The following is a 22,860-nucleotide window of genomic DNA, read 5'->3' on the forward strand; positions in this document are numbered from 1 at the left end:
CAGGTACAGAAAGACAAGGAACTCGATCATGCAGAGCGGCATCGAAAGGGAGCTTACGGGCGACCTCCCATTTCCTGGAACTTTGATCGGAGCGAACGAGATGGCGGTCTCCAGCGACGCGGAACAGAAGTTCGACCGGGTCAAGACCCAGTTGAAGGCGCGTCTGGGGGCTGAAGTCTATTCGAGCTGGTTCGGCCGCATGAAGGTCGCGGAAGCGTCCAAGGGCATTGTCCGCATCTCGGTGCCCACCGCGTTCCTGCGCTCGTGGATCAATGGCCATTATCTCGATCTCATCTCCGAACTGTGGAAGCAGGAGGATGCCGATCTCCTCAAGATCGAGATCGTGGTGCGCACGGCCACCCGTCAGGGGCGCAGCCATGCCGAGCCGGAGTTGGCGCCGGCGCGCAAGATGACACGACAGACGCAGACGGCGCTGGCCGCCGGCACCGTGAGCCCCGGCAGGGTGGAACGCCCCCCAGTGCCGCGCCCGGGTGCGGCGGTCGAGAGCGAGTTCCGCCACAATGTGCTGGGTTCACCGCTTGACCCGCGCTACACGTTCGGCTCCTTCATCGAGGGGCCGTCGAACCGGGTGGCCTTCGCCGCCGCCAAGGCCGTGGCGGAATCGCAGTCAAGCGCCGTGCGCTTCAATCCGCTTTTCCTGCACGCGACCGTCGGGCTCGGCAAGACCCACCTGCTGCAGGCCATCGCGGCGGAATCGCTGAAGCAGAACCCCAAATCCCGCGTCGTCTATCTCACCGCGGAATATTTCATGTGGCGCTTCGCCACGGCGATCCGCGACAACAACGCGCTGACGCTCAAGGAACAGCTGCGCGATATCGACCTGTTGATCATCGACGACATGCAGTTCCTGCAGGGCAAGTCGATCCAGCATGAATTCTGCCATTTGATCAACATGCTGCTCGACAGCGCCAAGCAGGTCGTCGTCGCCGCCGATCGGCCGCCGTCCGAGCTGGAATCGCTCGAGCCGCGCGTCCGCTCGCGCCTCAATGGCGGCGTCGCGCTTGAAATGTCGGCGCCTGATTTCGCCATGCGTCTCGGCATGCTCAAACTGCGCCTGGCCACGGCCAGGATCGACGATGCATCGCTCGACATCTCCGACGAGATCCTCAATCACGTCGCCCGCACCGTGACCGGCAGCGGACGCGAACTGGAGGGCGCGTTCAACCAGCTGCTGTTCCGGCAGTCGTTCGAGCCGCAGATCACCATCGACCGCATCGACGAGATCCTCGGCCACATCTATCGCACGGGTGAGCCGAAGCGGGTCCGCATCGAGGATATCCAGCGCATCGTGGCGCGCCACTACAACGTGTCGAAGACGGAATTGCTGTCCAATCGGCGCACGCGCACCATCGTCAAGCCACGGCAGGTCGCCATGTATCTGTCGAAGGTGATGACGCCGCGTTCCCTGCCCGAAATCGGACGGCGTTTCGGCGGTCGTGACCACACCACGGTGCTGCACGCCGTGCGCAAGATCGAGGATCTCTCCGGCAACGACAACACGCTGGCACAGGAACTTGAGCTGCTGCGACGGCTGATCAACGACCAGGCCTGACCGGTCAGGTACGGGCAAGCCGGAACCGCACTGGAATTCAATGGCTTGCCTACCCGGCCGTGAGTTCGAAATGGGCTCGCGGCCTGGAATTCCGGGAAAAGCGCGAAACGGTTTTCCGGGGGAAGCGCGTAGCGCTTTCCCTTGGAAATTGCGTCAAAACCAAGCCTCGTGACGGTCCGGATTCCGGATTCGGCACCCTGGCCGGCGGTCTTCGCTGCCTTTATCCCCAGAAAGCCTGCGCAGCCGGCCCGAACCGGTGGCGCGGGCTTGCGTTTGCTGGCTTTTTCCTGTCAGTTTACGCAGATTCTGAGCCTGTTCAGACCTTTCGCGGGGCGCCGCCAGCCGGAGACCCGCTCATCCTTTCAAGCGAGCCTGTTTCGTCATGCGTGTTATCCTGGAACGGTCAAATCTCCTGAAGTCGCTCAACCACGTCCACCGAGTGGTCGAACGGCGCAACACGATACCGATCCTGTCCAATGTGCTGCTGAGCGCCGAGGGCGCCAGCCTTGAAATGAAGGCGACCGACCTCGACCTGGAGGTGACGGAAGCGACGCCCGCCAAGGTGGAGCGTGGCGGGGCAACGACGGTTCCAGCGCATCTGCTCTACGACATCGTGCGCAAGCTCTCGGACGGCGCCGAGGTGATGCTGAAGACCGATGAGGACGGCAACGCCATGACGGTGACGTCGGGCCGCTCGAGCTTCCGGCTGCAGTGTCTGCCGCAATCCGACTTCCCCGAGCTTTCAGCCGGATCCTTCTCGCATATTTTCCGGCTCGACTCGGTTGCCCTCAAGGGCCTGATCGAGAAGACGCAGTTCGCCATTTCCACCGAGGAGACGCGCTATTATCTCAACGGTATCTACCTGCACACGCATGAAGTCGGCGGCAAGCTGAAGCTGCGCTCGGTGGCGACCGACGGCCACCGCCTGGCGCGCGCCGAAATCGACGCGCCGGCGGGCTCCGAGGGCATGCCGGGCATCATCATTCCGCGCAAGACGGTGAGCGAACTGCAGAAGCTGGTCGACGATCCGGATGTCGCCGTGACCACCGAACTGTCCGATACCAAGATCCGCTTCACCATCGGCAGCGTGGTCCTGACCTCGAAGCTGATCGACGGCACCTTCCCCGATTACCAGCGGGTCATTCCCACCGGCAACGACAAGAAGCTGATCCTCGACCGCCAGAGCTTTGCCGCGGCGGTCGATCGCGTCTCGACCATTTCCTCCGAACGCGGCCGCGCTGTGAAGCTTTCGATCAGCGAAGGCCAGGTGACGCTTGCGGTCAACAATCCGGATTCCGGCAGCGCCACCGAGGAACTGGCGGCCGACTATTCGTCTGACCCGATCGAGATCGGCTTCAATGCCAAGTATCTGCTCGACGTCGCCGCGCAACTAACCGGCACGGAAGCCAAATTCATGCTGGCCGATGCCGGTTCGCCGACGCTGATCCACGACATGGCCGACGAGACCGCGCTTTACGTGCTGATGCCGATGCGAGTATAGCCCGCGCGGGTATCGATCAGGCCCGTGACAGGACCGGCCGGCTACGAAGCGATGGTTGCGGCACTTCTACAGGCGGATAGCGGTTGCCGGCACAGACGCATATAAGTAAGCTAACACTTACTAATTTCCGCAACTATGCGGCGCTGGCGATCGATCTTGCGCCGGGCGCCGTGGTGTTTTCCGGCGACAATGGCGCCGGCAAGACCAACCTCCTCGAAGCCATTTCCTTTCTGACGCCCGGGCGTGGCCTGCGCCGTGCCCCTTACGCCGATGTCGCGCGCGAAGGCGGCGATGGCGGCTTTGCCCTGCATGCCCGGCTTGACGGACCCGACGGCCAGGTCGAGATCGGCACCGGCATTTCGGTTGGCGAGGGCGAAGGCGGCCGGCGGGTTCGCATCAACGGCGCGACTGCCCGATCGGCCGAAGATATGCTGGAATGGCTGCGCGTGGTGTGGCTGACGCCGGCCATGGACGCGCTGTTCACCGGGCCGGCCGCGGATCGCCGGCGCTTTCTCGACCGGCTGGTGCTGGCGATCGATCCCGGCCACGGCCAACGTGCCCTCGATTATGAGAAGGCGATGCGTGGCCGTAATCGCCTGCTTACGGATGGGACTCGCGATGATCGCTGGTTCGAGGCGATCGAGACGCAGATGGCCGAAACCGGCGTCGCCATTGCGGCGGCGCGCGCCGAACTTGTGCGTCTGCTCGCCGCCATGATCGACAGGTTGCCCGACACGGGACCGTTCCCCCAGGCCGACATCAGCCTTTCGGGCGATCTGGAAGCCGAGGTTTCCAATGCACCGGCAGTCGATGTCGAAGAGCGGTTCCGCCGCGCTCTTGCCTCTGGCCGTGATCGCGATCGCGCCGCGGGACGAACGCTCGAAGGTCCGCATCGTTCCGATCTCCTGGTGCGGCACCGGCCCAAGGCGATGCCGGCCGAGCTCTGCTCGACCGGCGAGCAGAAGGCCTTGCTGGTCGGCATCGTACTCTCGCACGCGCGGCTGACCGGCGAGATGTCCGGCCTGACGCCGATCCTGCTGCTTGACGAAATCGCAGCACACCTAGACGGCGGCCGGCGGGCGGCACTGTTTTCGATCCTCGAGGAGTTGAACTGCCAGGCCTTCATGACGGGAACCGATGCCGCGCTGTTCTCCAGCCTGAAGGGGCGTGCGCAATTCCTGACCGTCGACCACGGCACGGTTGGGCCAACCGAAGACGCCTGACAAGGTTTTTCGGCCGCTGTATGGTCGCGACATGACCACTGCGCTCACCGCCGACGAGATCGAACGCTATGCCCGCCACATCGTGCTGCCGGAGGTTGGCGGCGCGGGCCAGCAGAAGCTCAAGCAGGCGCGCGTCCTGGTGATCGGCGCCGGCGGGTTGGGTGCGCCGGTGCTCGAATATCTTGCGGCGGCCGGCGTCGGCACGCTCGGCATTGTCGACGACGACACCGTGTCGCTTTCCAATTTGCAGCGCCAGGTTATCCACGCCACCGATACGGTCGGCACGCTGAAAACCGAAAGCGCCAGGGCGGCAATCGCCCGCATCAATCCCAACACCGCGGTCGAGACGCACACCTTCCGGCTGAGCGCGGACAACGCCCCTGCCCTCGTCGCCCGCTATGACATGGTGGTCGACGGTTCCGACAATTTCGAAACCCGTTATACGGTGGCTGACGCCTGCGCGAGCGCGCGTAAACCCCTTGTGCATGCCGCCGTCGGCCGCTTCGACGGCTCGGTGACGGTGCTGAAGCCTTTCGAGGTCGGCAAGGACGGCAAGCCCAATCCGGGCTATCGCGACCTCTTTCCCGAGGCGCCACCGCCGGGCCTGGTGCCGTCCTGCGCCGAGGCCGGGGTGCTTGGCGCCTTGACCGGCGTCGTCGGCACGCTGCAGGCGATGGAGGCGATCAAGCTGATCACCGGCATCGGCGAGCCGCTGGTCGGCCGGCTGCTGCTCTATGACGCGCTCGCCGCGCGCTTCGAGACGATCCGCTACGCCAGGCGCTGATCTTGGAGCGGACCGTGCCCCTCTCGATCGACCGCATTCCTGCCGATTTCGGCCGCTGGGATGAAGTGCTCGCCCTGATCATGCATGCCTTCGCCTTCATGGACGGCGTCATCGACCCGCCGTCCTCGGCTCACCTGCTCACGCCAGACACATTGCACGACAAGGCCCGGCGCGAGACCGGTTTCGTGGCTCTCGACGGCGACAGGATCGTCGGCTGCGTCTTTGCCCAGGAGAGGGCTGACGATCTCTACGTCGGCAAGCTCGCCGTCGCCCCGGACTGCCAAGGGCAAGGCATCGGCCGAAGGCTGATGCAGTCGGTCGAAATTCTCGCGCTCGACCGCGGCAAGGCGGCACTGGAGCTGCAGACACGGATCGAGCTCACCGCCAATCACGTCGCCTTTGCCCGCCTCGGCTTTCACGAGACCGGGCGGACGGCGCATGAAGGCTACGCCAGGCCGACATCGATCACCATGCGCAAGGCTCTTTCGTAAGCCTTGGCTTGCATTTGAAGAATGAACAGGAAGCGCCGCCGCGATGCGGTCAGGTTCTGAGCGGCAGCACGCGGTCCGGCGGGCGGTGACCGTCGACGAAGGCCCTGATGTTGATGATGACCTTCTCGCCCATATCGATGCGGCCCTCGAGCGTCGCCGAGCCCATATGCGGCAAAAGCACGACCTTATGCCTGGCGGCGAGCTTGAGCAGCTTGGCATTGAGCGCCGGCTCGTGCTCGTAGACGTCGAGGCCGGCGCCGGCGATCTTGCCGTCCTGGATCAGCTTGACCAGCGCTTCCTCGTCGATGATGTCGCCACGCGCGGTGTTGACGACATAGGCCGTCGGCTGCAGCAGCGCCAACCGCCGCGCCGACAGAAGATGGAAGGTCGCGGGCGTCGACGGACAATTGACGGAGATGATGTCCATGCGGGCCAGCATCTGGTCGAGGCTCTCCCAATAGGTCGCCTCCAGCCCGTCCTCGACCGCCGGCAGAACGCGATGGCGGTTGTGATAGTGGATGGAAAGGCCGAAGGCCTTGGCTCGCCTGGCGACGGCCGTGCCGATGCGGCCCATGCCGACAATGCCGAGCCGTTTGCCCCAGATGCGGCGGCCAAGCATCCAGGTCGGCGACCAGCCGGCCCATTTCTTGTCGCCGGTGAGCACGTTGGCGCCTTCCGCCAGCCGGCGTGGCACCGCCAGCATCAGCGCCATGGTCATGTCGGCGGTGTCTTCGGTCAGCACATTGGGCGTGTTGGTGACGGTGATGCCCTTCTTGGCCGCCGCCTCCACGTCGATCTTGTCGACGCCGTTGCCGAAATTGGCGATCAGCTTGAGATTTTCGCCGGCCTGGGCGATCAGCGCCGCGTCGATGTGATCGGTCACCGTCGGCACCAGCACGTCGGCTTCCTTGACCGCGGCGACCAGTTCCGGCTGCGTCATCGGCCGGTCCTCGACATTCAGCCTGGCGTCGAACAACTCGCGCATGCGGGTCTCGACCGGGTCGGGCAGCTTTCGCGTGATGACCACGAGAGGCTTCTTTTTGCCTGCCATTGTTTCCCTCGTTGAGACCTCTTTAACCAAGACCGGCGAAACTGAAAGCCGGTCGCGGTAGCCGATTTTACCCATGTAACAAGCGGTGCCGCCGAAGACAAAGAAAAAGGGGCGCCGAGGCCACCGGGCCGGCGCCGAAAGGAACGAAAGTGTCTGGTTTCGCGTCGCTTCGCCTGGCCCTCAGCGCAGCATTTCTCGGCGCTCTCCTCTATTCCCCGCTCGCCGCGGCGCAGGGCGCGGCCGCACCCGCCCAGGGTGTCGTCACGCTCGGCCCAAGCGGCCTGCCGCTGCCGCGATTCGTCAGCCTGAAGCCGGCGCGCGTCAACTCGCGCGTCGGCCCGGGCGCCAACTACTCCGTCAATTGGATGTATGTGAAGGCCGGCCTGCCGATGGAGGTCATCCAGGAATTCGATACCTGGCGCCGCGTCCGCGATGCGGACGGTTCGGAAGGCTGGATCAACCAGTCGATGCTCTCAGGCCGGCGCACCGCCATCATCGCGCCGTGGCAGCGCGGCAAGGGCGCCCAGATCAACCTTATGAAAAGCCCCAACAAGGATGCCAGCGTGGTGGCGATCGTCGAGCCGGGCGTCATGGGCACGATCAAGTCCTGTGACGGCCAATGGTGCGAAATGACGCTTGACGGCCACACCGGCTGGCTCGCCCAGGCCGCGGTCTGGGGCGCCTATCCCGGCGAGCGGGTCAAGGACTGAGGTCGTCCCGCTTGTGCCCGATACGGCCAAGGTGGGTGTCCTGAAAACCGGTTGACAGCTTCAGGCCATAGCCCAGTGCGCGGTCTATGGCGATGTGGGCGATCCAGATCAGTGCGACCGCGATCGCGACCGTATGACCTGACAAATACCCGACGAGCAGCAGCAGCACCGGTACGATGAGGATATGCAAGGCGTTGTAAGCGATGGCGCCGATGCGCGGCCCGCCGAGGTAGCCGAACATCGACAGATCCGGCGCCAGGATGAGCAATCCGAAAAGCCACCAGGAACCGCCTGACCAGGCGTAGAAGACGATCGCGGCGGCCGCTACGACAGCCCATTCGAGCCGGACTATCAGGTCGAGGGGCTTCATCCCTGATGTATTATTCTGGCATTGCCGACCATTCCGGGCTCTCGCCGGTCATTCCTGCCGCTTGGGGCGCAGCCTCACGACGATGTCGACATTGGCGATTTCCATGCCCTCGGGCGGATCCGGCAGGTTGGTGACCGTCACCGGACCGTTGGCGATGTCGAAAATCCGGTTTTCGCCTTCGACGTAGAAATGATGGTGGTCGGAGGTGTTGGTGTCGAAATAGGTCTTGGCGCCTTCGACGGCGAGGATGCGCAGCAGCCCTGCCTGGGTGAACTGGTGGAGCGCGTTGTAGACCGTGGCCAGCGACACCGGCACGCCGGCGGCCAGCGCTTCCTCGTGCAGTTCCTCGGCCGAGAGATGGCGATCGCCCTTGGCAAAAAGCAGGTCGGCCAGCGCAATACGCTGCCGTGTCGGCCTCAGGCCGGCTTCACGCACCCGCTTGTCCACAGCGACATTTTCCTTCCGGCAGCCCCGGTCCATCTGGTCTTCCAAGCCAACAGTCCCGCTTCAAGACACGCCCAGAATGGCAAAAAAATGAATGTCTGCCGAAACCGGATCCCTGTTGACATATATTCTGTCGGCCGAATGCGATCAATAGCGCGCATTGACCCGGGCGGACTTGCGGGTTAAGCGCAAACGCCGGTTTCCGGCCTGAAACAGATTGTGTTAGGACACCAACGACAAGGGCGCGCTACCGCCCGGACGATATGGGGACGAGATTGATGGCGGGTAAATCCAGCTACGACTACGAAGAATTGCTGGCCTGCGCCCGCGGCGAGTTGTTCGGAGAGGGCAATGCCCAACTGCCCTACCCGCCGATGCTGATGTTCGACCGTATCACCGAGATCAGCGAGACCGGCGGCGCCTTCGACAAGGGCTTTATCCGTGCGGAGTTCGACATCAAGCCGGATCTTTGGTTCTTTGCCTGCCATTTCATCGGCAATCCGATCATGCCAGGATGCCTCGGTCTGGACGCCTTGTGGCAGTTGACCGGCTTCTACCTCGGCTGGCTCGGCGAACCTGGCAAGGGAATGGCGCTGTCGACCGGTGAGGTCAAGTTCAAGGGCATGGTCACGCCGTCGGTCAAGAAGGTCGAGTATGGCGTGGATTTCAAGCGCGTCATGCGCGGCCGGTTGGTGCTGGGCATCGCCGACGGCTGGATGAAGGCGGATGGCGAGCCCATATATGCGGCGACGGACCTGAAGGTCGGTCTGTCCAAGCAGTCGGCGGTCGCTTGACCGCACCCGTGGCCGACCCACTGGCCAGCATCCCTGGAAGGAGTTGCGAATGAGACGTGTCGTAGTCACAGGCCTCGGCATCGTGTCGTCGATCGGCAACAATGCCAACGAGGTACAGACCTCGCTGCATGACGCCAGATCCGGCATCAGCTTTTCCGATTCCTTCGCCGAGCACGGCTTCCGCTGCCAGGTCTGGGGCGCGCCGACGCTCGACCCCTCCGCCATGATCGATCGCCGCGCGATGCGCTTCCTGAGCCAGGGCGCGGCCTGGAACCACGTCGCCATGGACCAGGCGATCGCCGATGCGGGCCTTGGCGAAAGCGACATCACCAATGATCGCACCGGCATCGTCATGGGCTCGGGCGGCCCCTCCACCCGCACCATCGTCGAGGCGGCCGAAACCACGCTGAAGAACGGCAGCCCCAAGCGCATCGGCCCCTTCGCCGTGCCAAAGGCGATGTCGTCGACCGCGTCGGCAACGCTGGCCACATGGTTCAAGATCCACGGCGTCAACTATTCGATCTCATCGGCCTGCTCGACCTCGGCGCATTGCATCGGCAACGCCTATGAGCTCATCCAGTGGGGCAAGCAGGATGTCATGTTTGCCGGCGGCCACGAGGATCTCGACTGGACGATGTCGGACCTGTTCGACGCCATGGGCGCCATGTCGTCGAAGTTCAACGACCGGGCTTCCGCCGCATCGCGCGCCTATGACGCCAATCGCGACGGCTTCGTCATTGCCGGTGGCGCGGGCGTGCTCATCCTGGAGGAACTTGAACACGCCAAGGCGCGCGGCGCCAAGATCTACGCCGAGATCGTCGGCTACGGCGCGACTTCTGACGGCTACGACATGGTGGCCCCTTCCGGCGAAGGCGCGGTCCGCTGCATGCGCCAGGCGCTGGCGACGGTTTCAACGCCGGTCGACTACATCAACACCCATGGCACTTCGACGCCGGTTGGGGATTCCAAGGAAATGGGCGCCATCCGCGAGGTGTTCGGCGAGAAGATGCCGTTCATCACCTCGACGAAGTCGCTGACCGGCCATTCGCTGGGCGCGGCCGGCGTTCAGGAGTCCATCTATTCGATCCTGATGATGCAAGGCGGCTTCATCGGCGAGAGCGCCCATATCGAGACCCTCGACCCCGAATTCGAAGGCATGCCGATCGTGCGCAAGCGCATCGACAACGCCAAGATCGACACCGTCCTGTCAAATTCCTTCGGTTTCGGTGGCACCAACGCAACGCTCGTTTTCCAGCGCTATTCCGCTTAAGGCCAGCGGTTTTCTAAGAGGATTGCCTGCCATGGACGGATTGATGAAGGGCAAGCGCGGGCTTGTCATGGGCGTTGCCAACGATCATTCGATAGCTTGGGGCATTGCCCAGAAATTGTCCGAACATGGGGCGGAGCTCGCCTTCACCTACCAGGGCGAGGCCTTCGGCCGCCGGGTCAAGCCGCTGGCCGACAGGCTCGGCGCCTCGCTGGTCGTTCCCTGCGATGTCGAGGACAGCGCCTCGGTCGCCGCCACGTTCGAGACGCTCGGCAAGGAATGGGGCGGGCTGGACTTCGTCGTCCACGCCATCGGCTTTTCCGACAAGAATGAGCTGAAGGGCCTCTACGCCGACACCAGCCGCGACAATTTCGTCCGCACAATGGTGATATCCTGCTACTCCTTCACCGAGGTGGCCCGCAACGCCGCGGCACTGATGACGGATGGCGGCTCGATGATCACGCTGACCTATGCCGGTTCGGTCCGCGTCATGCCGAACTACAATGTCATGGGCGTCGCCAAGGCCGGCCTCGAGGCCAGCGTGCGCTACCTTGCCAACGACTACGGTCCGCGCGGCATCCGGGTGAACGGCATCTCGGCTGGCCCGGTGCGCACGCTCGCCGGCGCCGGCATTTCGGACGCCCGTCACATGTTCTCCTACCAGCAGCGCAACTCGCCGCTGCGCCGCACGGTGACCATCGACGAGGTCGGCGGTTCGGCGCTTTATTTGCTGTCCGACCTCTCCTCGGGCGTCACCGGCGAAATCCACTATGTCGATTCCGGCTATCACATCGTCTCGATGCCGACGCTCGACGAGTTGAAGCAGACGGATGGTTAACCAGTCCGGAAACGGATCAAGGCGACCCGCTTTGGGCAACCGTTTCGGAAAATGGCCATTTTTCCAGTAAAGAGAATAATCTTCTCCAGTAAAATTGGATATATTCGCGGAAACTCATTTTAAGAAGATTTCCGCTATAGAGTCCCGTAATCTGGGGACCTTTGAATGCCTGCCGTCAGCAACCCGAAGCGAACACCGGTGTTCCGACTGCTCACGATAGCAAGTTCGGGCATTGGCAGTTTCGTGCTTGGCATCTGGGGCCTGAAGCACGGTCTAGGCGACGGCTTTGCCGGCATATCAATGGACATGATGGTCGCGATCATGGCAGCGCTTTGCGCGCTGGCGGCGTCGGTGGCGGCCATGTCGTTCTTCGCCGGCGTCGATGAATCGGCCGATTTCGTCTTCAACGAAACCCATTTCGACAAGCTGACCGGCCTGCTGGCGCGCCCGGCGATGGTCGGCAAGGTCGCCGAGGCGGCATGCGCGACAAGCCGGACCGGGGAGCCGGTGTTCCTGATCGACATCGACATCGACCGGTTCAAGCAGATCAACGACGCCATCAGCTATACGCAAGGCGACGAGTTGATCCGCGCCTTCACCAGGCGGCTACAGGCCTGCGTGCCCCCACGCGCCCTGATCGGGCGTATCGGCGCCGGCGAGTTCGCGGTGCTGCTTGCGGATCATCAGATCCAGGGAACGATGGAGAGCATGGTCGAAAGGCTCATCGACGAAATGATGGAGCCCTATGAACTGAGCACCCATCAGCAATCGGTGAGCCTGTCGGTGGGTATCGTGGCCATGCCCAAGGACGGCGTCGATCCGGTGCTTCTCCTGCGCCGCTCCAACCTGGCGCTGCAGAATGCGCGCGCCGGCGGGGTCGGCAACTGGTCGGTCTTCGACAGCGAAATGGGGCGTGTCGCCGATTATCGGCAATGGGTCGAATCCGAACTGCACACCGCTTTCGAGCGGGGAGACTTCGACCTCCACTACCAGCCGCAGCTCGACCTGCCGACCGGCCGTATCATCGGCTATGAAGCGCTGATCCGCTGGAATCATCCCGAACGCGGCGTGATCCCGCCCATGGAGTTCATCCAGATCGCCGAGGAAACCGGCATGATCAACCCGATCGGCGAATGGGTTCTGCGCAAGGCCTGCAGCGACGCCCGGCATTTGCCCGACGACTGTTTCGTCGCCGTCAACATCTCGCCGGTTCAGTTCATGACCAAAGACTTCGTCGGCGTTGTGCGCGACACCATGCGGGCCACCGGCATCAAGCCGTCGCGGCTGGAGCTGGAAGTCACCGAGACGGCGATGATGCAGGACCGCGACCGTGCGGCCGCCATCCTGAAAGAGCTTGCCGAAATGGGCATCTCGGTCGCCGTCGACGATTTCGGCACCGGCTATTCCAATCTGAGCTACCTGATCGATTTCTCGTTCGGCAAGCTGAAGATCGACCGTTCCTTCGTCAGCCGCATCGATACCGATTCCAGCTCCGGCGCCGTCGTCTCAACCATTGTCGGGCTTTCTCGCGCGCTCGGCGTCAGCATCATCGCCGAAGGTGTCGAGACCGAGAGCCAGGCGACGCTCCTGCGGGCCGCCGGCTGCGAAGTGGTGCAGGGCTACCTGTTCGGTCGGCCCGCGCCGCTCAAGTTCAGGCTTGGCGACGAGCACGCGACCGACGAGGTCCGGCGCGTCGCCAACCTGCACTGAAGGCGATACCGCCCCGTTTCAACGACACGCGACAAACACCTTGAACATGCCGTCGCGGGCAAGCTCCGCGTGGCTGGCAAAAGCGGCCGACAGCACGGGCTCGTAGGGAAGCTGGCGATTGGCGACCATGAACAGCCTGCCGCCTGGCTTCAACGCCTTGGCCGCCGCGCGGATCATACCGGCGCCGATCTCCGGCTCGGCCGCACGGCTGCGATGAAAGGGTGGGTTCATGGCGATGACGTCGTAACGGCGCTCGACAGGCTCGGCGAGCAGATCCGTCCAGAAGAAGCCTTGCGCCACTGTGTTGGCGAGGTTGCCCTTGGCCGCCTCCAGCGCATCGAAATCGGCTTCGTAAAGATCAAGCGCCGACAAGCCTGGCGAGCGGGCAGCCATCTCAGCGGCCACATAACCCCAACCGGCGCAGAAATCGGCCGCATTGCCGCGCAGGTCGCCGGGCAGGTTGTCGACCAGCAGTTTCGAACCCGCGTCGATGCGGTCGAAGGAGAACATGCCGGGTGCGGTGCGGAACCGCTCCTCGATCAGCATAGTGGGATTGGCGGCGCGAAGCGTGGCGGCGGCCCGCATGTCCGCAGGGCGGTGCAGCCAGAAGGCGATGCCGTGATATTTCGGCATATGGCCGTCGAGCGGCACGAGTTCGTCGACGCGCTTGCGCAGGCTGGCAATGCCGTCGTCCTTGCCGCCGGCGACGACGACAAGTCCGCCCGGCGCCACGCGCTCGAGCGCCTCGGCGATACGCAGTTCGTTCTGGCCGCGATGACGGCCGGCGAGCACCAGGGCGGCATCAAAGCCGTCGCCCTCGGTTCGCGGCGTGACGGTAAAGCCCGCCGCCTGCAACGCGCGGAAATGCGGCCGAAAACTCTGTACGAGATGCAGCGTGGCCTCGAACCCCGACGGCAAGCGCGGGCCGGGCTCGGCGCCGAGGAAGAGGATACGCTCGCCCTTTCGCGGCAAGGCAAGAGCCTCAGCCTCGAACGGATGGAAAAGCGTCTTCAGCGCTTCAGCGGGCATAGAAATGCTCCCAGAGTCTTACGCAATTCCCGGGGGAAAGCGCTTCATACTTTCCTGGAACTGCTCCAAACGAAAACGGGCGCGACATAAGCCGCGCCCGCTTCGATTTTTCTGTCAGATCGCTCAGGCGGCGTCTTCTTCGCCTTCGGCCTTCTTGTCGCGCACGATCTCCTTGCCGGTGGCCTGGTCGACGACCTTCATCGACAGGCGGACCTTGCCGCGCTCGTCGAAGCCCATCAGCTTGACCCAGACCTTGTCGCCTTCCTTGACGACGTCGGAGGTCTTGGCGACGCGCTCATTGGCGAGCTGCGAGATGTGGACCAGACCGTCGCGGGGACCGAAGAAGTTGACGAAAGCGCCGAAGTCGGCGGTCTTGACGACCGTGCCTTCGTAGATTTCGCCGACTTCCGGCTCGGCGACGATGGTGTGGATCCACTTCTTCGCCGCCTCGATCTCCTTGGCGTTCGAGGAAGCGATCTTCACCGTGCCGTCGTCCTCGATGTTTATCTTGGCGCCGGTCTTCTCGACGATCTCGCGGATGACCTTGCCGCCCGAACCGATGACGTCGCGGATCTTGTCCGTCGGGATGTGCATGACCTCGATGCGCGGCGCGAACTCGCCGAGTTCCGGGCGGGCGCCGGTCAGGGCATGCGCCATTTCGCCGAGGATATGCTGGCGGCCGTCCTTGGCCTGGTCCAGCGCGATCTTCATGATCTCCTCGGTGATGCCCTCGATCTTGATGTCCATCTGCAGCGAGGTGATGCCGTTGGCGGTGCCGGCAACCTTGAAGTCCATGTCGCCGAGGTGATCCTCGTCACCAAGGATGTCGGAGAGCACGGCGAAGCGCTCGCCTTCCTTGATCAGGCCCATGGCGATACCGGCAACGGGCTTGGCCAGCGGCACGCCGGCATCCATCAGCGCCAGCGAGGTGCCGCAGACGGTGGCCATCGAGGACGAGCCGTTGGACTCGGTGATCTCCGAGACGACGCGCAGCGTGTAGGGGAACTGGTCAGCGGAGGGCAGCATCGGACGGATGGCGCGCCAGGCGAGCTTGCCGTGGCCGATTTCGCGGCGGCCCGGCGAACCCATGCGGCCGGTCTCACCGACGGAGTAGGGAGGGAAGTTGTAGTGAAGGAGGAACTTCTCCTTGTACATGCCGGTCAGCGAATCGACGTACTGCTCGTCTTCGCCGGTGCCCAACGTGGCAACGACCAGCGCCTGGGTCTCGCCGCGGGTGAACAGCGCCGAACCATGGGTGCGCGGCAGGACGCCGACTTCCGAGACGATCTTGCGGACCGTCTTGAGGTCGCGGCCGTCGATGCGCGAGCCGGTGTCGAGGATGTTCCAGCGCACGACCTTGGCCTGGAGCTCCTTGAACACCGAACCGATCTGCTCGGAGGTGTACTTGGCGTCTTCGCCTTCGGCCGGAGCAAAGGCTGCCTTGACCTTCGCCTTGACGGCGTCGACGGCAGCATAGCGCTGCTGCTTGTCGGTGATCTTGTAGGCATTGCTGAGCTCGTCGCCGACGATCTTCAGCATCTCTGCTTCAAGCGCTGAGTAGTCCGGCGCGGTGAAGTCGCGAGGCTCCTTGGCGGCAACTTCGGCCAGCTTGATGATGGCGTCGATGACCGGCTGGAAGCCCTTGTGGCCGAACATGACGGCGCCGAGCATCAGCTCTTCGCCAAGTTCCTTGGCTTCCGACTCAACCATCAGCACGGCGTCGGCGGTGCCGGCGACGACGAGGTCGAGCTTGGATTCCTGCATTTCGTCGATGTGCGGGTTGAGGACGTATTCGCCGTTGATGTAGCCGACGCGTGCGCCGCCGACCGGGCCCATGAAGGGAACGCCCGACAGGGTCAGAGCGGCCGAGGTGGCAACGATCGACAGGATGTCCGGATCGTTCTCGAGGTCATGCTGGACGACGGTGACGACGATCTGGGTGTCGTTCTTGTAGCCGTCGGCGAAGAGCGGGCGGATCGGGCGGTCGATGAGGCGCGAAACCAGCGTCTCCTTTTCGCTCGGACGGCCTTCGCGCTTGAAATAGCCGCCCGGGATCTTGCCGGCGGCATAGGTCTTTTCCTGGTAGTTGACGGTCAGCGGAAAGAAATCGAGGCCGGGCTTGGGCTCCTTCATCGAAACGACGGTGGCCAGAACCTTGGTCTCGCCGTAGGTGGCGAGCACGGCGCCGTCAGCCTGACGGGCGATCTTGCCGGTTTCGAGGATGAGCGGGCGGCCGCCCCATTCGATTTCCACTTTGTGTTGATTGAACATGTCTTGTCCTTTGTATGAGGAAGGGCCGCGCCGTTTCAGCGTGCGCGGGTGCTCTTTCCTCTGGCTTCCTTTCTCGGGCAGCCACGGGCAAGACAACGGGAGGCTCGGCTTTGTCGGCACGGTGGCCAAACGAGCGTCCTGCAATCCTGCCCCATGACCGTCCATGGGTGGCTTAGAGTGGCCCTCTGCGCGCTCTAAGCCGGATATGGCCAATCGATCGATCGGCCCGCGCATGACCCCGAAACCCACGGCTTGCGGAACGCGTCATGCGCAATTCAACTTTGCGGAGCGTCCGTCCGGCATCCCGATGGGGTGCGCGGCGCTCCAGTCCTGCATTCGAGATCGGATTGGTCCTCGGCTCGAATGCGCGACCGGCGGACTCCTTGAGAGAGCCCGCCGGTCAATTCGTCAACGGCGCAGACCGAGCTTCTCGATCAGTGTCTGATAGCGCGCGTCGTCCTTGCGCTTGAGGTAATCAAGCAGGCTGCGGCGCTGGGACACGAGAGCGAGCAGACCACGGCGGGAATGGTTATCCTTCTTGTGGTCCTTGAAATGGTCGGTCAGGTTCTTGATGCGCTCGGAAAGGATGGCCACCTGGACTTCCGGAGACCCGGTATCGCCCTTGGCGGTCGCGAATTCACCCATCAATTCCTTTTTGCGCTCGGCAGTAATCGACATCGTGTTTTTCCTTATCAGTTTGAGGAAACGGGTCGCCCTCAGCCGGGATGTCGTCCAGCAGGGGCCGGTGCAAGCAAAGCGTCGTGGCGCAATGCTGCGGCGCATATAGTGCAATTCCCGGCAAAACACCAGCCCAATTCACCAAGCCGGCTTTTCAGCTCCAAATGCCAAGTTTTGTCGCCTTTAGAGCCATTTCTTCCACTTGAAGAAGGCAATCAGGCCGACCGCGACAAGCAGCATGAAGACGAGTGCCGCCGGATAACCATAGTAGGCCCGCAGTTCCGGCATGTTCCATGGCGAGGTATCGGGACTGAAATTCATGCCCCAGACGCCGACCAGGAAGGTGAGCGGCATGAAGATTACCGAGACGATGGTGAGATAGCTGATGACGTCGTTGGTGCGTGCCTGGCTCAGCGACAGATGCATCTCGATCAGCCCGGTCAGCATGTCGCGCTGATTTTCGACCAGTTCGATCAATCGCAGCGAATGATCAAGCGTGTCGTTGAGGAAGACCTTGGTCTCGGCTTTCACAAAGGGCACGTCGTTACGGATCATCGTCGCCAGTGCATCGCGCATGGGCCAAAGCACGCCCTTCAACACGTTGGCGTCACGCCGCAACTCATGCAGCTGCCTCATCTGGTGTTTGTGCGGCGTGTGCAGCATCTCGTCCTCGATGCCGTCGACCATTTCTCCGGCCGCTTCGATCGGCGGGAAATAGCTGTCGACTATGGCGTCGATCAGCGCATAGGCAAGATAGTCAGCACCGCGTGCACGCAAGCGGTTGGGCATCGAGCTTTCGATGCGCTTGCGCACCGGGTCGAACGGATCGCCCTCCCGCTCCTGAAAAGTGACGACAAAGTTCTTGCCGAAGAAGACGGCTATCTGTTCGTAGCGGTGGGCGGTGACATCGTCGATCATCCTGACGACGACGAAGGCATGGTCTTCGAAGAAATCCACCTTCGGCCGCTGGCCGGTGTTGACGACATCCTCCAGGGCCAGCGGATGCAGGTTGAAAATGCGGCCGATCTCTTCGATCAGCTGGATGTTGGCGAGGCCGGTACAGTCGAGCCAGATGACCGGCCATTTGTCGCAATTGGCACTGACGTCGTCGATGCTGGCATTGTCGATGGTCCTGAACTTCTGCGGCGAGATCAAGGTCAGCCGCAATTCGGAGCGTCGCGCCGCCGGGTCGGCAATCAGCGTGCCCGGCGAAGCGCCGACCGGCGGCCGCCTCGTCTTCACCGGCGCCCGCTTTTTCACCGCCTCGGCCATAGCCATATGCCCCTCGAGGGTAGAGTCGACGTGAAGTTAGCCGAGAGCCGTCAACCGGCAAAGACCCGCTTGGGCTTGAACATGCCTTGTTCGATCGCGCCGATGGCAACCAGCTTGCCGCGAGCCGTCGCGCAGGCTTCCTCAGCCTCGACAGGCGCATCGCGGCCGCGAATGATGACGGGGTTGCCGAGGCGGATCTTGGTCGCCGCATCGTCGCTGATGGCGATCTGCGGCAGGCAGTCGAGAGCCGCTGACGTGTCGACCAAAAGCGCGTCGATCGCGCCGAAGTCTATCGGCACGTCAATCGCATCGGCATCGTCGGCGGGCTCAGGCTTGTCTTCGCCCGGTGCGCCGAAGCGGGCCGCCTCGAGCTCGGCGATGGTGACGAAATCTTCAGACGTGAACGGCTCGACCTCGACCCGGCGCAAATCGCTGATATGGCCGAAGCAGCCGAGGTCGCGGCCCATGTCGCGGGCCAGCGAGCGCACATAGGTACCCTTGCCGCATTCAACCTCGAAAACGGTGTGATCGGCGTGGTGCTCGATGATATCCAAACGGCCGATCTCGATCTCGCGCGCGGGAATGTCGACCGTCTCGCCTTCGCGGGCGAGGTCGTAGGCGCGTTCGCCCGCTATCTTGATGGCCGAGAATTGCGGCGGCGTCTGCATGATCAGGCCGGTGTATTTTGGCAGCAGCGCCTTCACCTCGGCTTCCGCCGGACGCAGGTCGGAACTCTTGGTCACCGGCCCTTCAAGGTCGTCGGTCGAGCGCTCCTGCCCCCAGGCGACGGTGAAGCGGTAGATCTTGGCGCCGTCCTGCACATAGGGCACGGTCTTGGTGGCTTCGCCTAGCGCGATCGGCAGCATGCCGGACGCCAGCGGATCGAGCGTGCCGGCATGGCCGGCCTTTTCCGCCTGGAACAGCCATTTGATCTTGGAGACGGCCTCGGTCGAGCCCATGCCGACCGGCTTGTCCAGCACCACCCAGCCGGAAACCGGCCGGCCCTTCTTCTTGCCGCGGCGCCCCATTATTCGCTGTCCTTGTCGTCTTTGGCCCTGTCGTCTTTGGCCCCGTCATCCTTGGTCTTGTCGTCGTCCGCATCGAGATCGCGCGCCACTTCGGGCGACTTCAGGAGATCGTTGATCCTGGCGAAATTGTCGAAGGACGTGTCGAGCTTGAAGCGGAACTCCGGCATGAATTTCATCTGCCGCAAGGCGCCGGAGACACGGCCCCGGACAAATTTCGCATGCTTGTTCAGCGCCTCGACAACCGCATCCGTATCCTTTGCGCCGAGCGGCGAGACGAAAGCGGTGGCAACCCTCAGGTCGGGCGACATGCGCACTTCCGAGACCGAAACCACGGTGTTTTCGATCAGCGGATCGATGATCTCGCCGCGCTGCAAGGTTTCGGAGAGCGCATGGCGCACCTGTTCGGCAACGCGCAGCATACGCTGGGACGGGCTGGATGTGGTTGGACGGGGCATTTTTCTCAATCCTGAAAGCGTGAGGCGCGGGATAGGACCGCGCCGCATGTCTCAAACGGGTCATTCTCAAAGGCTTTAGGCGGCGGTCTTTCGACCACCGCCCGGTACCGACAAGTCACGCGAACTCAGAGCGTCCGGGTCACCATCTCGACGCGGAAGCACTCGATGATGTCGCCGACGCGCATGTCCTCGTAGTTCTGGAAGGCCATGCCGCACTCCTGGCCGCCGGGGACTTCCGAAACCTCGTCCTTGAAGCGCTTCAGCGTCTTCAGCGTGCCTTCGTGGATGACGACGTTGTCGCGGATCAGGCGCACGCCCGCGCCGCGCTCGACCTTGCCTTCGGTGACACGGCAGCCGGCGATCTTGCCGACCTTGGTGATGTCGAAGATTTCGAGGATCTCGGCATTGCCGATGAAGGTCTCGCGACGCTCCGGCGACAGCAGGCCCGACAGAGCCGCCTTCACATCATCAACGAGGTTGTAGATGATCGAGTAGTAGCGGATTTCGATGCCCGCGGCCGCGGCCGCGGCCCGTGCCTGCACGTTGGCACGGACGTTGAAGCCGATGATGGCCGCACCAGAGGTTTCCGCCAGCGAGACGTCGCTTTCGGTGATGGCGCCGGCGCCGGCATGAACGATGCGCGCACGCACCTCGTCGGTGCCGAGCTTGTCCAACGCGGCGTTGATCGCCTCGATCGAACCCTGCACGTCGCCCTTGATGACCAGCGGGAATTCCTTCAGCCCGCTCGTCTGCAACTGCGACATCATCTGTTCGAGCGAACCGCGCTGGCCGGCATGCTTGGCCACTGCCTTTTCGCGCGCCAGACGCTGGCGATACTCGGTGATTTCGCGGGCGCGGGCCTCGTTGTTGACCACGGCGAAGCGGTCACCCGCCTGCGGGGTTCCCTGAAGGCCGAGCACCTCGACCGGCATCGCCGGCGGCGCTTCCTTGATCTGCTCGCCGCGATCGTTGACCAGAGCGCGCACGCGGCCCCATTCGTTGCCGGCAACAAGGATGTCGCCAGGCATCAGCGTGCCGGTCTGCACCAGCACGGTGGCAACCGGGCCACGGCCCTTGTCGAGCTGCGCTTCGATGACGACGCCTTCGGCGGTACGATCCGGATTGGCCTTCAGGTCGAGGATTTCGGCCTGCAGCAGGATCGCCTCGAGCAGCTTGTCGAGATTGGTGCCCTTGGTCGCCGACACTTCGACATCAAGCACTTCACCGCCCATCGATTCGACGAAGACCTCATGGCGCAGCAGTTCGGAGCGCACCTTCTGCGGATCGGCGTCGTGCTTGTCGATCTTGTTGATCGCCACGATGATCGGAACGCCGGCCGCCTTGGCATGGCTGATCGATTCGATCGTCTGCGGCATCACGCTGTCATCGGCCGCCACCACCAGGATGGCGATGTCGGTGGCCTGGGCGCCGCGAGCACGCATCGCCGTGAAGGCGGCGTGGCCGGGCGTGTCGATGAAGGTGATCTTCTGACCATTCTTCTCGACCTGATAGGCCCCGATATGCTGGGTGATGCCGCCGGCCTCGCCGGAGACCACATTGGCATTGCGGATGGCGTCGAGCAGCGAGGTTTTGCCGTGGTCGACGTGACCCATGATGGTCACGACCGGCGGACGCGGCACCAGGTCCTCGGCATTGTCGGCGATGTTGAACAGGCCCTCCTCGATGTCGGATTCGGCAACGCGGCGGACCGTGTGGCCGAATTCGGTGGCGACCAGCTCGGCCGTGTCGGCGTCGATGACGTCGCCCGGCTTCAGGATCTGGCCCTGCTTCATGAAGAACTTGACCACATCGACCGCACGTTCGGACATGCGCTGCGCCAGTTCCTGGATGGTGATGGTCTCGGGCAGGATCACTTCGCGCATGACTTTCTCGCGCGGCTCATTATGCATCGCGCGCTTGAACTTCTCCTGGCGGCGACGCATCGACGACAGCGAACGGGCCCGCGCATCCTCGTCGGAAAGCGCGGAATTCAGCGTCAGCTTGCCACGGCGGCGATCTTCCTCGCCCTTGGTCGGCTTGGCCGGACGCGCCACTTCGGGCGTGACCAGGCGGCGCACCGGCGCGCCGGCGCCAGCCCGCTTCGGCTTGACTTCTTCCTCTTCGTCCGCGGTTGCCAGTTCCGCGGCCAGCGGCGCGCGGCGGCGTGCCTCTTCCTCGGCGCGGCGGCGCGATTCGGCCTCGGTCTGCAACCGCGCCTCTTCCTCGGCCTGGCGGCGCGCGGATTCCTCGCGCTCGCGCTTGCGGCGCTCTTCGTCCTCGGCCCGGCGCTTGGCCTCTTCGGCGGCGCGCTGACGGTCTTCGACCTCGCGGACCTTCGAGCCCTCGAGCGCCCTGCGGCGCGCTTCCATTTCGCTGCGCGACAGTTCGTTCAGCACCATGCCGCTGCGCTCGACGGGAGCGGGCGGCGGAGGCGGAGGCGGCGCCTTCGGCGCTTCCTGCACGACAGGGGCCGCGGCAACCGGCGGCTTCGGCGTGAAGACAGGCACAGGGGCAGCGGCAACCGGCTCCGGCTTGTCGCCGGGCAGGGAGAATTTGCGCTTCTTGGTCTCGACCACGACCGACTTGGTACGGCCATGCGAGAAATTCTGGCGCACGGTGCCCTGTTCCATGCCGGGGCGCTTCAGCGTCAAGGTCTTCTTCGGTGTAACACTCAACGTCTTGTCGTCGCCCGATTTCGTATCGCTCATTCCATATCCTCTGCGGGCTCATCTTCGTCAGCAACGGCCGCAAGCATTGCCAGATCGTCCGGGGTACCGCCCCGATATCGGTCGAGCGCAACCATGCGCTTCTGGACCGCCTTACCCGCGTCTCCCGCGAGGACGGCAGCATGTATCACATTTGTACCCCCCAATGCCAAGCTCAACTCGGCCTCGGAGAAAAGTTTGTAGGCAAGGATGGAAGGACCGCCAATATGGACGGTCGCCCGCCGCGCCTGGCTGATCTTTCGCACGCCATCGTCCGACGCTTCGGTCGCGTGCAGCACGAAAAGCGCCAGCCCGCCGCGCACGGCACTCTCAACCTTGGTGGCACCAAGAGAAATCGCGCCTGCCTTGCGGGCGAGACCCAGCATGCCCAGAGCGGATCTGGAAAGCAGCCCATCAACCATGCCGCCGAGATCGGGCGGCACGATCACCTGTGCCTTGAAGGCGCGGGCAAAAAGGTTCTTGGCCGCCGCCTTGTCGATATGTAGGCGGTCGGCACTCACCCAGCAACCGCGGCCGGGCAGATTTCTCTTGAGATCGGGAACGACGGCCGAATCCGGGCCGACGACGAACCGGATCAGATCATCCGGTTCGGCCTGCTTGCGGGTAACGATGCAGGTGCGATCGTTCATCTCGTCCAAGGGCGGG

The 22,860-nt window shown here is 63.6% G+C and carries 21 protein-coding genes; 10 read left to right on the top strand and 11 right to left on the bottom strand.

All coding sequences use genetic code 11. From position 1 onward, the window contains the following. Nucleotides 1-28: 28 nt before the first annotated feature. The 5 genes from dnaA to JG746_RS00025 all read left to right on the top strand — a co-directional run bounded on the left by dnaA (nucleotide 29) and on the right by JG746_RS00025 (nucleotide 5,572). Nucleotides 29-1,573, top strand: a complete 1,545-nt coding sequence (dnaA, locus tag JG746_RS00005; protein WP_010913341.1) for a chromosomal replication initiator protein DnaA — start codon at nucleotides 29-31, stop codon at nucleotides 1,571-1,573. Between the two features lie 382 nt (nucleotides 1,574-1,955). Beyond that, nucleotides 1,956-3,074: a DNA polymerase III subunit beta gene (gene dnaN / locus JG746_RS00010; RefSeq protein WP_010913340.1), complete on the top strand. Its 1,119-nt coding sequence runs from the start codon at nucleotides 1,956-1,958 to the stop codon at nucleotides 3,072-3,074. Nucleotides 3,075-3,157: 83 nt separating this feature from the next. Beyond that, entirely contained in the window at nucleotides 3,158-4,297 is a 1,140-nt protein-coding gene (gene recF / locus JG746_RS00015) for a DNA replication/repair protein RecF (protein WP_202356319.1), read from the top strand. Nucleotides 4,298-4,328: 31 nt separating this feature from the next. Further along, on the top strand, nucleotides 4,329-5,081 hold the full coding sequence (locus tag JG746_RS00020; protein WP_202356320.1) for a molybdopterin-synthase adenylyltransferase MoeB: 753 nt from the start codon (nucleotides 4,329-4,331) through the stop codon (nucleotides 5,079-5,081). Between the two features lie 14 nt (nucleotides 5,082-5,095). After that, nucleotides 5,096-5,572 (top strand): GNAT family N-acetyltransferase, encoded by a 477-nt coding sequence (locus tag JG746_RS00025; protein WP_244730620.1) that lies wholly within the window; start codon nucleotides 5,096-5,098, stop codon nucleotides 5,570-5,572. A gap of 49 nt (nucleotides 5,573-5,621) precedes the next feature. On the opposite strand, the gene JG746_RS00030 is transcribed toward JG746_RS00025, so the two are convergent. Next, complete coding sequence (locus JG746_RS00030; protein WP_202356322.1) at nucleotides 5,622-6,623, bottom strand: 2-hydroxyacid dehydrogenase; 1,002 nt, start codon at nucleotides 6,621-6,623, stop codon at nucleotides 5,622-5,624. Nucleotides 6,624-6,772: 149 nt separating this feature from the next. Between JG746_RS00030 and JG746_RS00035 the strand changes: the two genes are divergently transcribed. Continuing rightward, nucleotides 6,773-7,333 carry an SH3 domain-containing protein gene (locus JG746_RS00035; protein ID WP_202356323.1) on the top strand — a complete coding sequence of 187 codons (561 nt, stop codon included), beginning with the start codon at nucleotides 6,773-6,775 and terminating at the stop codon, nucleotides 7,331-7,333. On the opposite strand, the gene JG746_RS00040 is transcribed toward JG746_RS00035, so the two are convergent. Next, the gene (locus JG746_RS00040; protein ID WP_202356324.1) at nucleotides 7,323-7,703 is read right to left on the bottom strand and encodes a DUF4260 domain-containing protein; all 381 of its coding nucleotides are present in this window, start codon (nucleotides 7,701-7,703) and stop codon (nucleotides 7,323-7,325) included. The genes JG746_RS00035 and JG746_RS00040 overlap by 11 nt on opposite strands. 48 nt (nucleotides 7,704-7,751) lie before the next feature. Continuing rightward, entirely contained in the window at nucleotides 7,752-8,183 is a 432-nt protein-coding gene (gene irrA, locus JG746_RS00045; protein WP_202356325.1) for an iron response transcriptional regulator IrrA, read from the bottom strand. Between the two features lie 242 nt (nucleotides 8,184-8,425). Here irrA and fabA point away from each other — a divergent pair, with 242 nt between their 5' ends. The 4 genes from fabA to JG746_RS00065 all read left to right on the top strand — a co-directional run bounded on the left by fabA (nucleotide 8,426) and on the right by JG746_RS00065 (nucleotide 12,756). Next, the gene (gene fabA / locus JG746_RS00050; protein WP_010913332.1) at nucleotides 8,426-8,941 is read left to right on the top strand and encodes a 3-hydroxyacyl-[acyl-carrier-protein] dehydratase FabA; all 516 of its coding nucleotides are present in this window, start codon (nucleotides 8,426-8,428) and stop codon (nucleotides 8,939-8,941) included. A 49-nt stretch (nucleotides 8,942-8,990) separates the two neighbouring features. Further along, entirely contained in the window at nucleotides 8,991-10,211 is a 1,221-nt protein-coding gene (gene fabB, locus JG746_RS00055; protein WP_202356326.1) for a beta-ketoacyl-ACP synthase I, read from the top strand. A gap of 31 nt (nucleotides 10,212-10,242) precedes the next feature. Beyond that, nucleotides 10,243-11,046, top strand: coding sequence for an enoyl-ACP reductase FabI (gene fabI, locus JG746_RS00060; protein WP_202356327.1), 804 nt, complete (start codon nucleotides 10,243-10,245; stop codon nucleotides 11,044-11,046). Between the two features lie 165 nt (nucleotides 11,047-11,211). Next, a complete protein-coding gene (locus JG746_RS00065) occupies nucleotides 11,212-12,756 on the top strand; it encodes a putative bifunctional diguanylate cyclase/phosphodiesterase (protein WP_202356328.1) in 1,545 nt (514 codons plus the stop codon). 18 nt (nucleotides 12,757-12,774) lie between these two features. Here the strand turns inward: JG746_RS00065 and JG746_RS00070 are convergent, their stop codons facing one another. From JG746_RS00070 to JG746_RS00105, 8 genes are all read right to left on the bottom strand, one after another. Continuing rightward, complete coding sequence (locus JG746_RS00070; RefSeq protein ID WP_202356329.1) at nucleotides 12,775-13,785, bottom strand: class I SAM-dependent methyltransferase; 1,011 nt, start codon at nucleotides 13,783-13,785, stop codon at nucleotides 12,775-12,777. Nucleotides 13,786-13,908: 123 nt separating this feature from the next. Continuing rightward, a complete protein-coding gene (pnp, locus tag JG746_RS00075; protein WP_202356330.1) occupies nucleotides 13,909-16,056 on the bottom strand; it encodes a polyribonucleotide nucleotidyltransferase in 2,148 nt (715 codons plus the stop codon). Nucleotides 16,057-16,464: 408 nt separating this feature from the next. After that, nucleotides 16,465-16,839 carry a 30S ribosomal protein S15 gene (rpsO, locus tag JG746_RS00080; protein ID WP_274609316.1) on the bottom strand — a complete coding sequence of 125 codons (375 nt, stop codon included), beginning with the start codon at nucleotides 16,837-16,839 and terminating at the stop codon, nucleotides 16,465-16,467. Between the two features lie 78 nt (nucleotides 16,840-16,917). Then, nucleotides 16,918-18,012 carry a magnesium/cobalt transporter CorA gene (corA, locus tag JG746_RS00085; protein ID WP_202356331.1) on the bottom strand — a complete coding sequence of 365 codons (1,095 nt, stop codon included), beginning with the start codon at nucleotides 18,010-18,012 and terminating at the stop codon, nucleotides 16,918-16,920. Between the two features lie 44 nt (nucleotides 18,013-18,056). After that, nucleotides 18,057-19,034: a tRNA pseudouridine(55) synthase TruB gene (truB, locus tag JG746_RS00090; protein ID WP_202356332.1), complete on the bottom strand. Its 978-nt coding sequence runs from the start codon at nucleotides 19,032-19,034 to the stop codon at nucleotides 18,057-18,059. Next, nucleotides 19,034-19,489 (bottom strand): 30S ribosome-binding factor RbfA, encoded by a 456-nt coding sequence (gene rbfA / locus JG746_RS00095; protein WP_202356333.1) that lies wholly within the window; start codon nucleotides 19,487-19,489, stop codon nucleotides 19,034-19,036. The genes truB and rbfA overlap by 1 nt, the downstream gene beginning before the upstream one ends. 125 nt (nucleotides 19,490-19,614) lie before the next feature. Further along, nucleotides 19,615-22,197 (bottom strand): translation initiation factor IF-2, encoded by a 2,583-nt coding sequence (infB, locus tag JG746_RS00100; protein ID WP_202356334.1) that lies wholly within the window; start codon nucleotides 22,195-22,197, stop codon nucleotides 19,615-19,617. Further along, nucleotides 22,194-22,844 (bottom strand): RNA-binding protein, encoded by a 651-nt coding sequence (locus tag JG746_RS00105; RefSeq protein WP_202356335.1) that lies wholly within the window; start codon nucleotides 22,842-22,844, stop codon nucleotides 22,194-22,196. Before JG746_RS00105 ends, infB begins: the two co-directional genes overlap by 4 nt. Nucleotides 22,845-22,860 lie beyond the last annotated feature (16 nt).

Source organism: Mesorhizobium sp. 113-3-3 (genome assembly GCF_016756495.1).
Classification (GTDB): domain Bacteria; phylum Pseudomonadota; class Alphaproteobacteria; order Rhizobiales; family Rhizobiaceae; genus Mesorhizobium.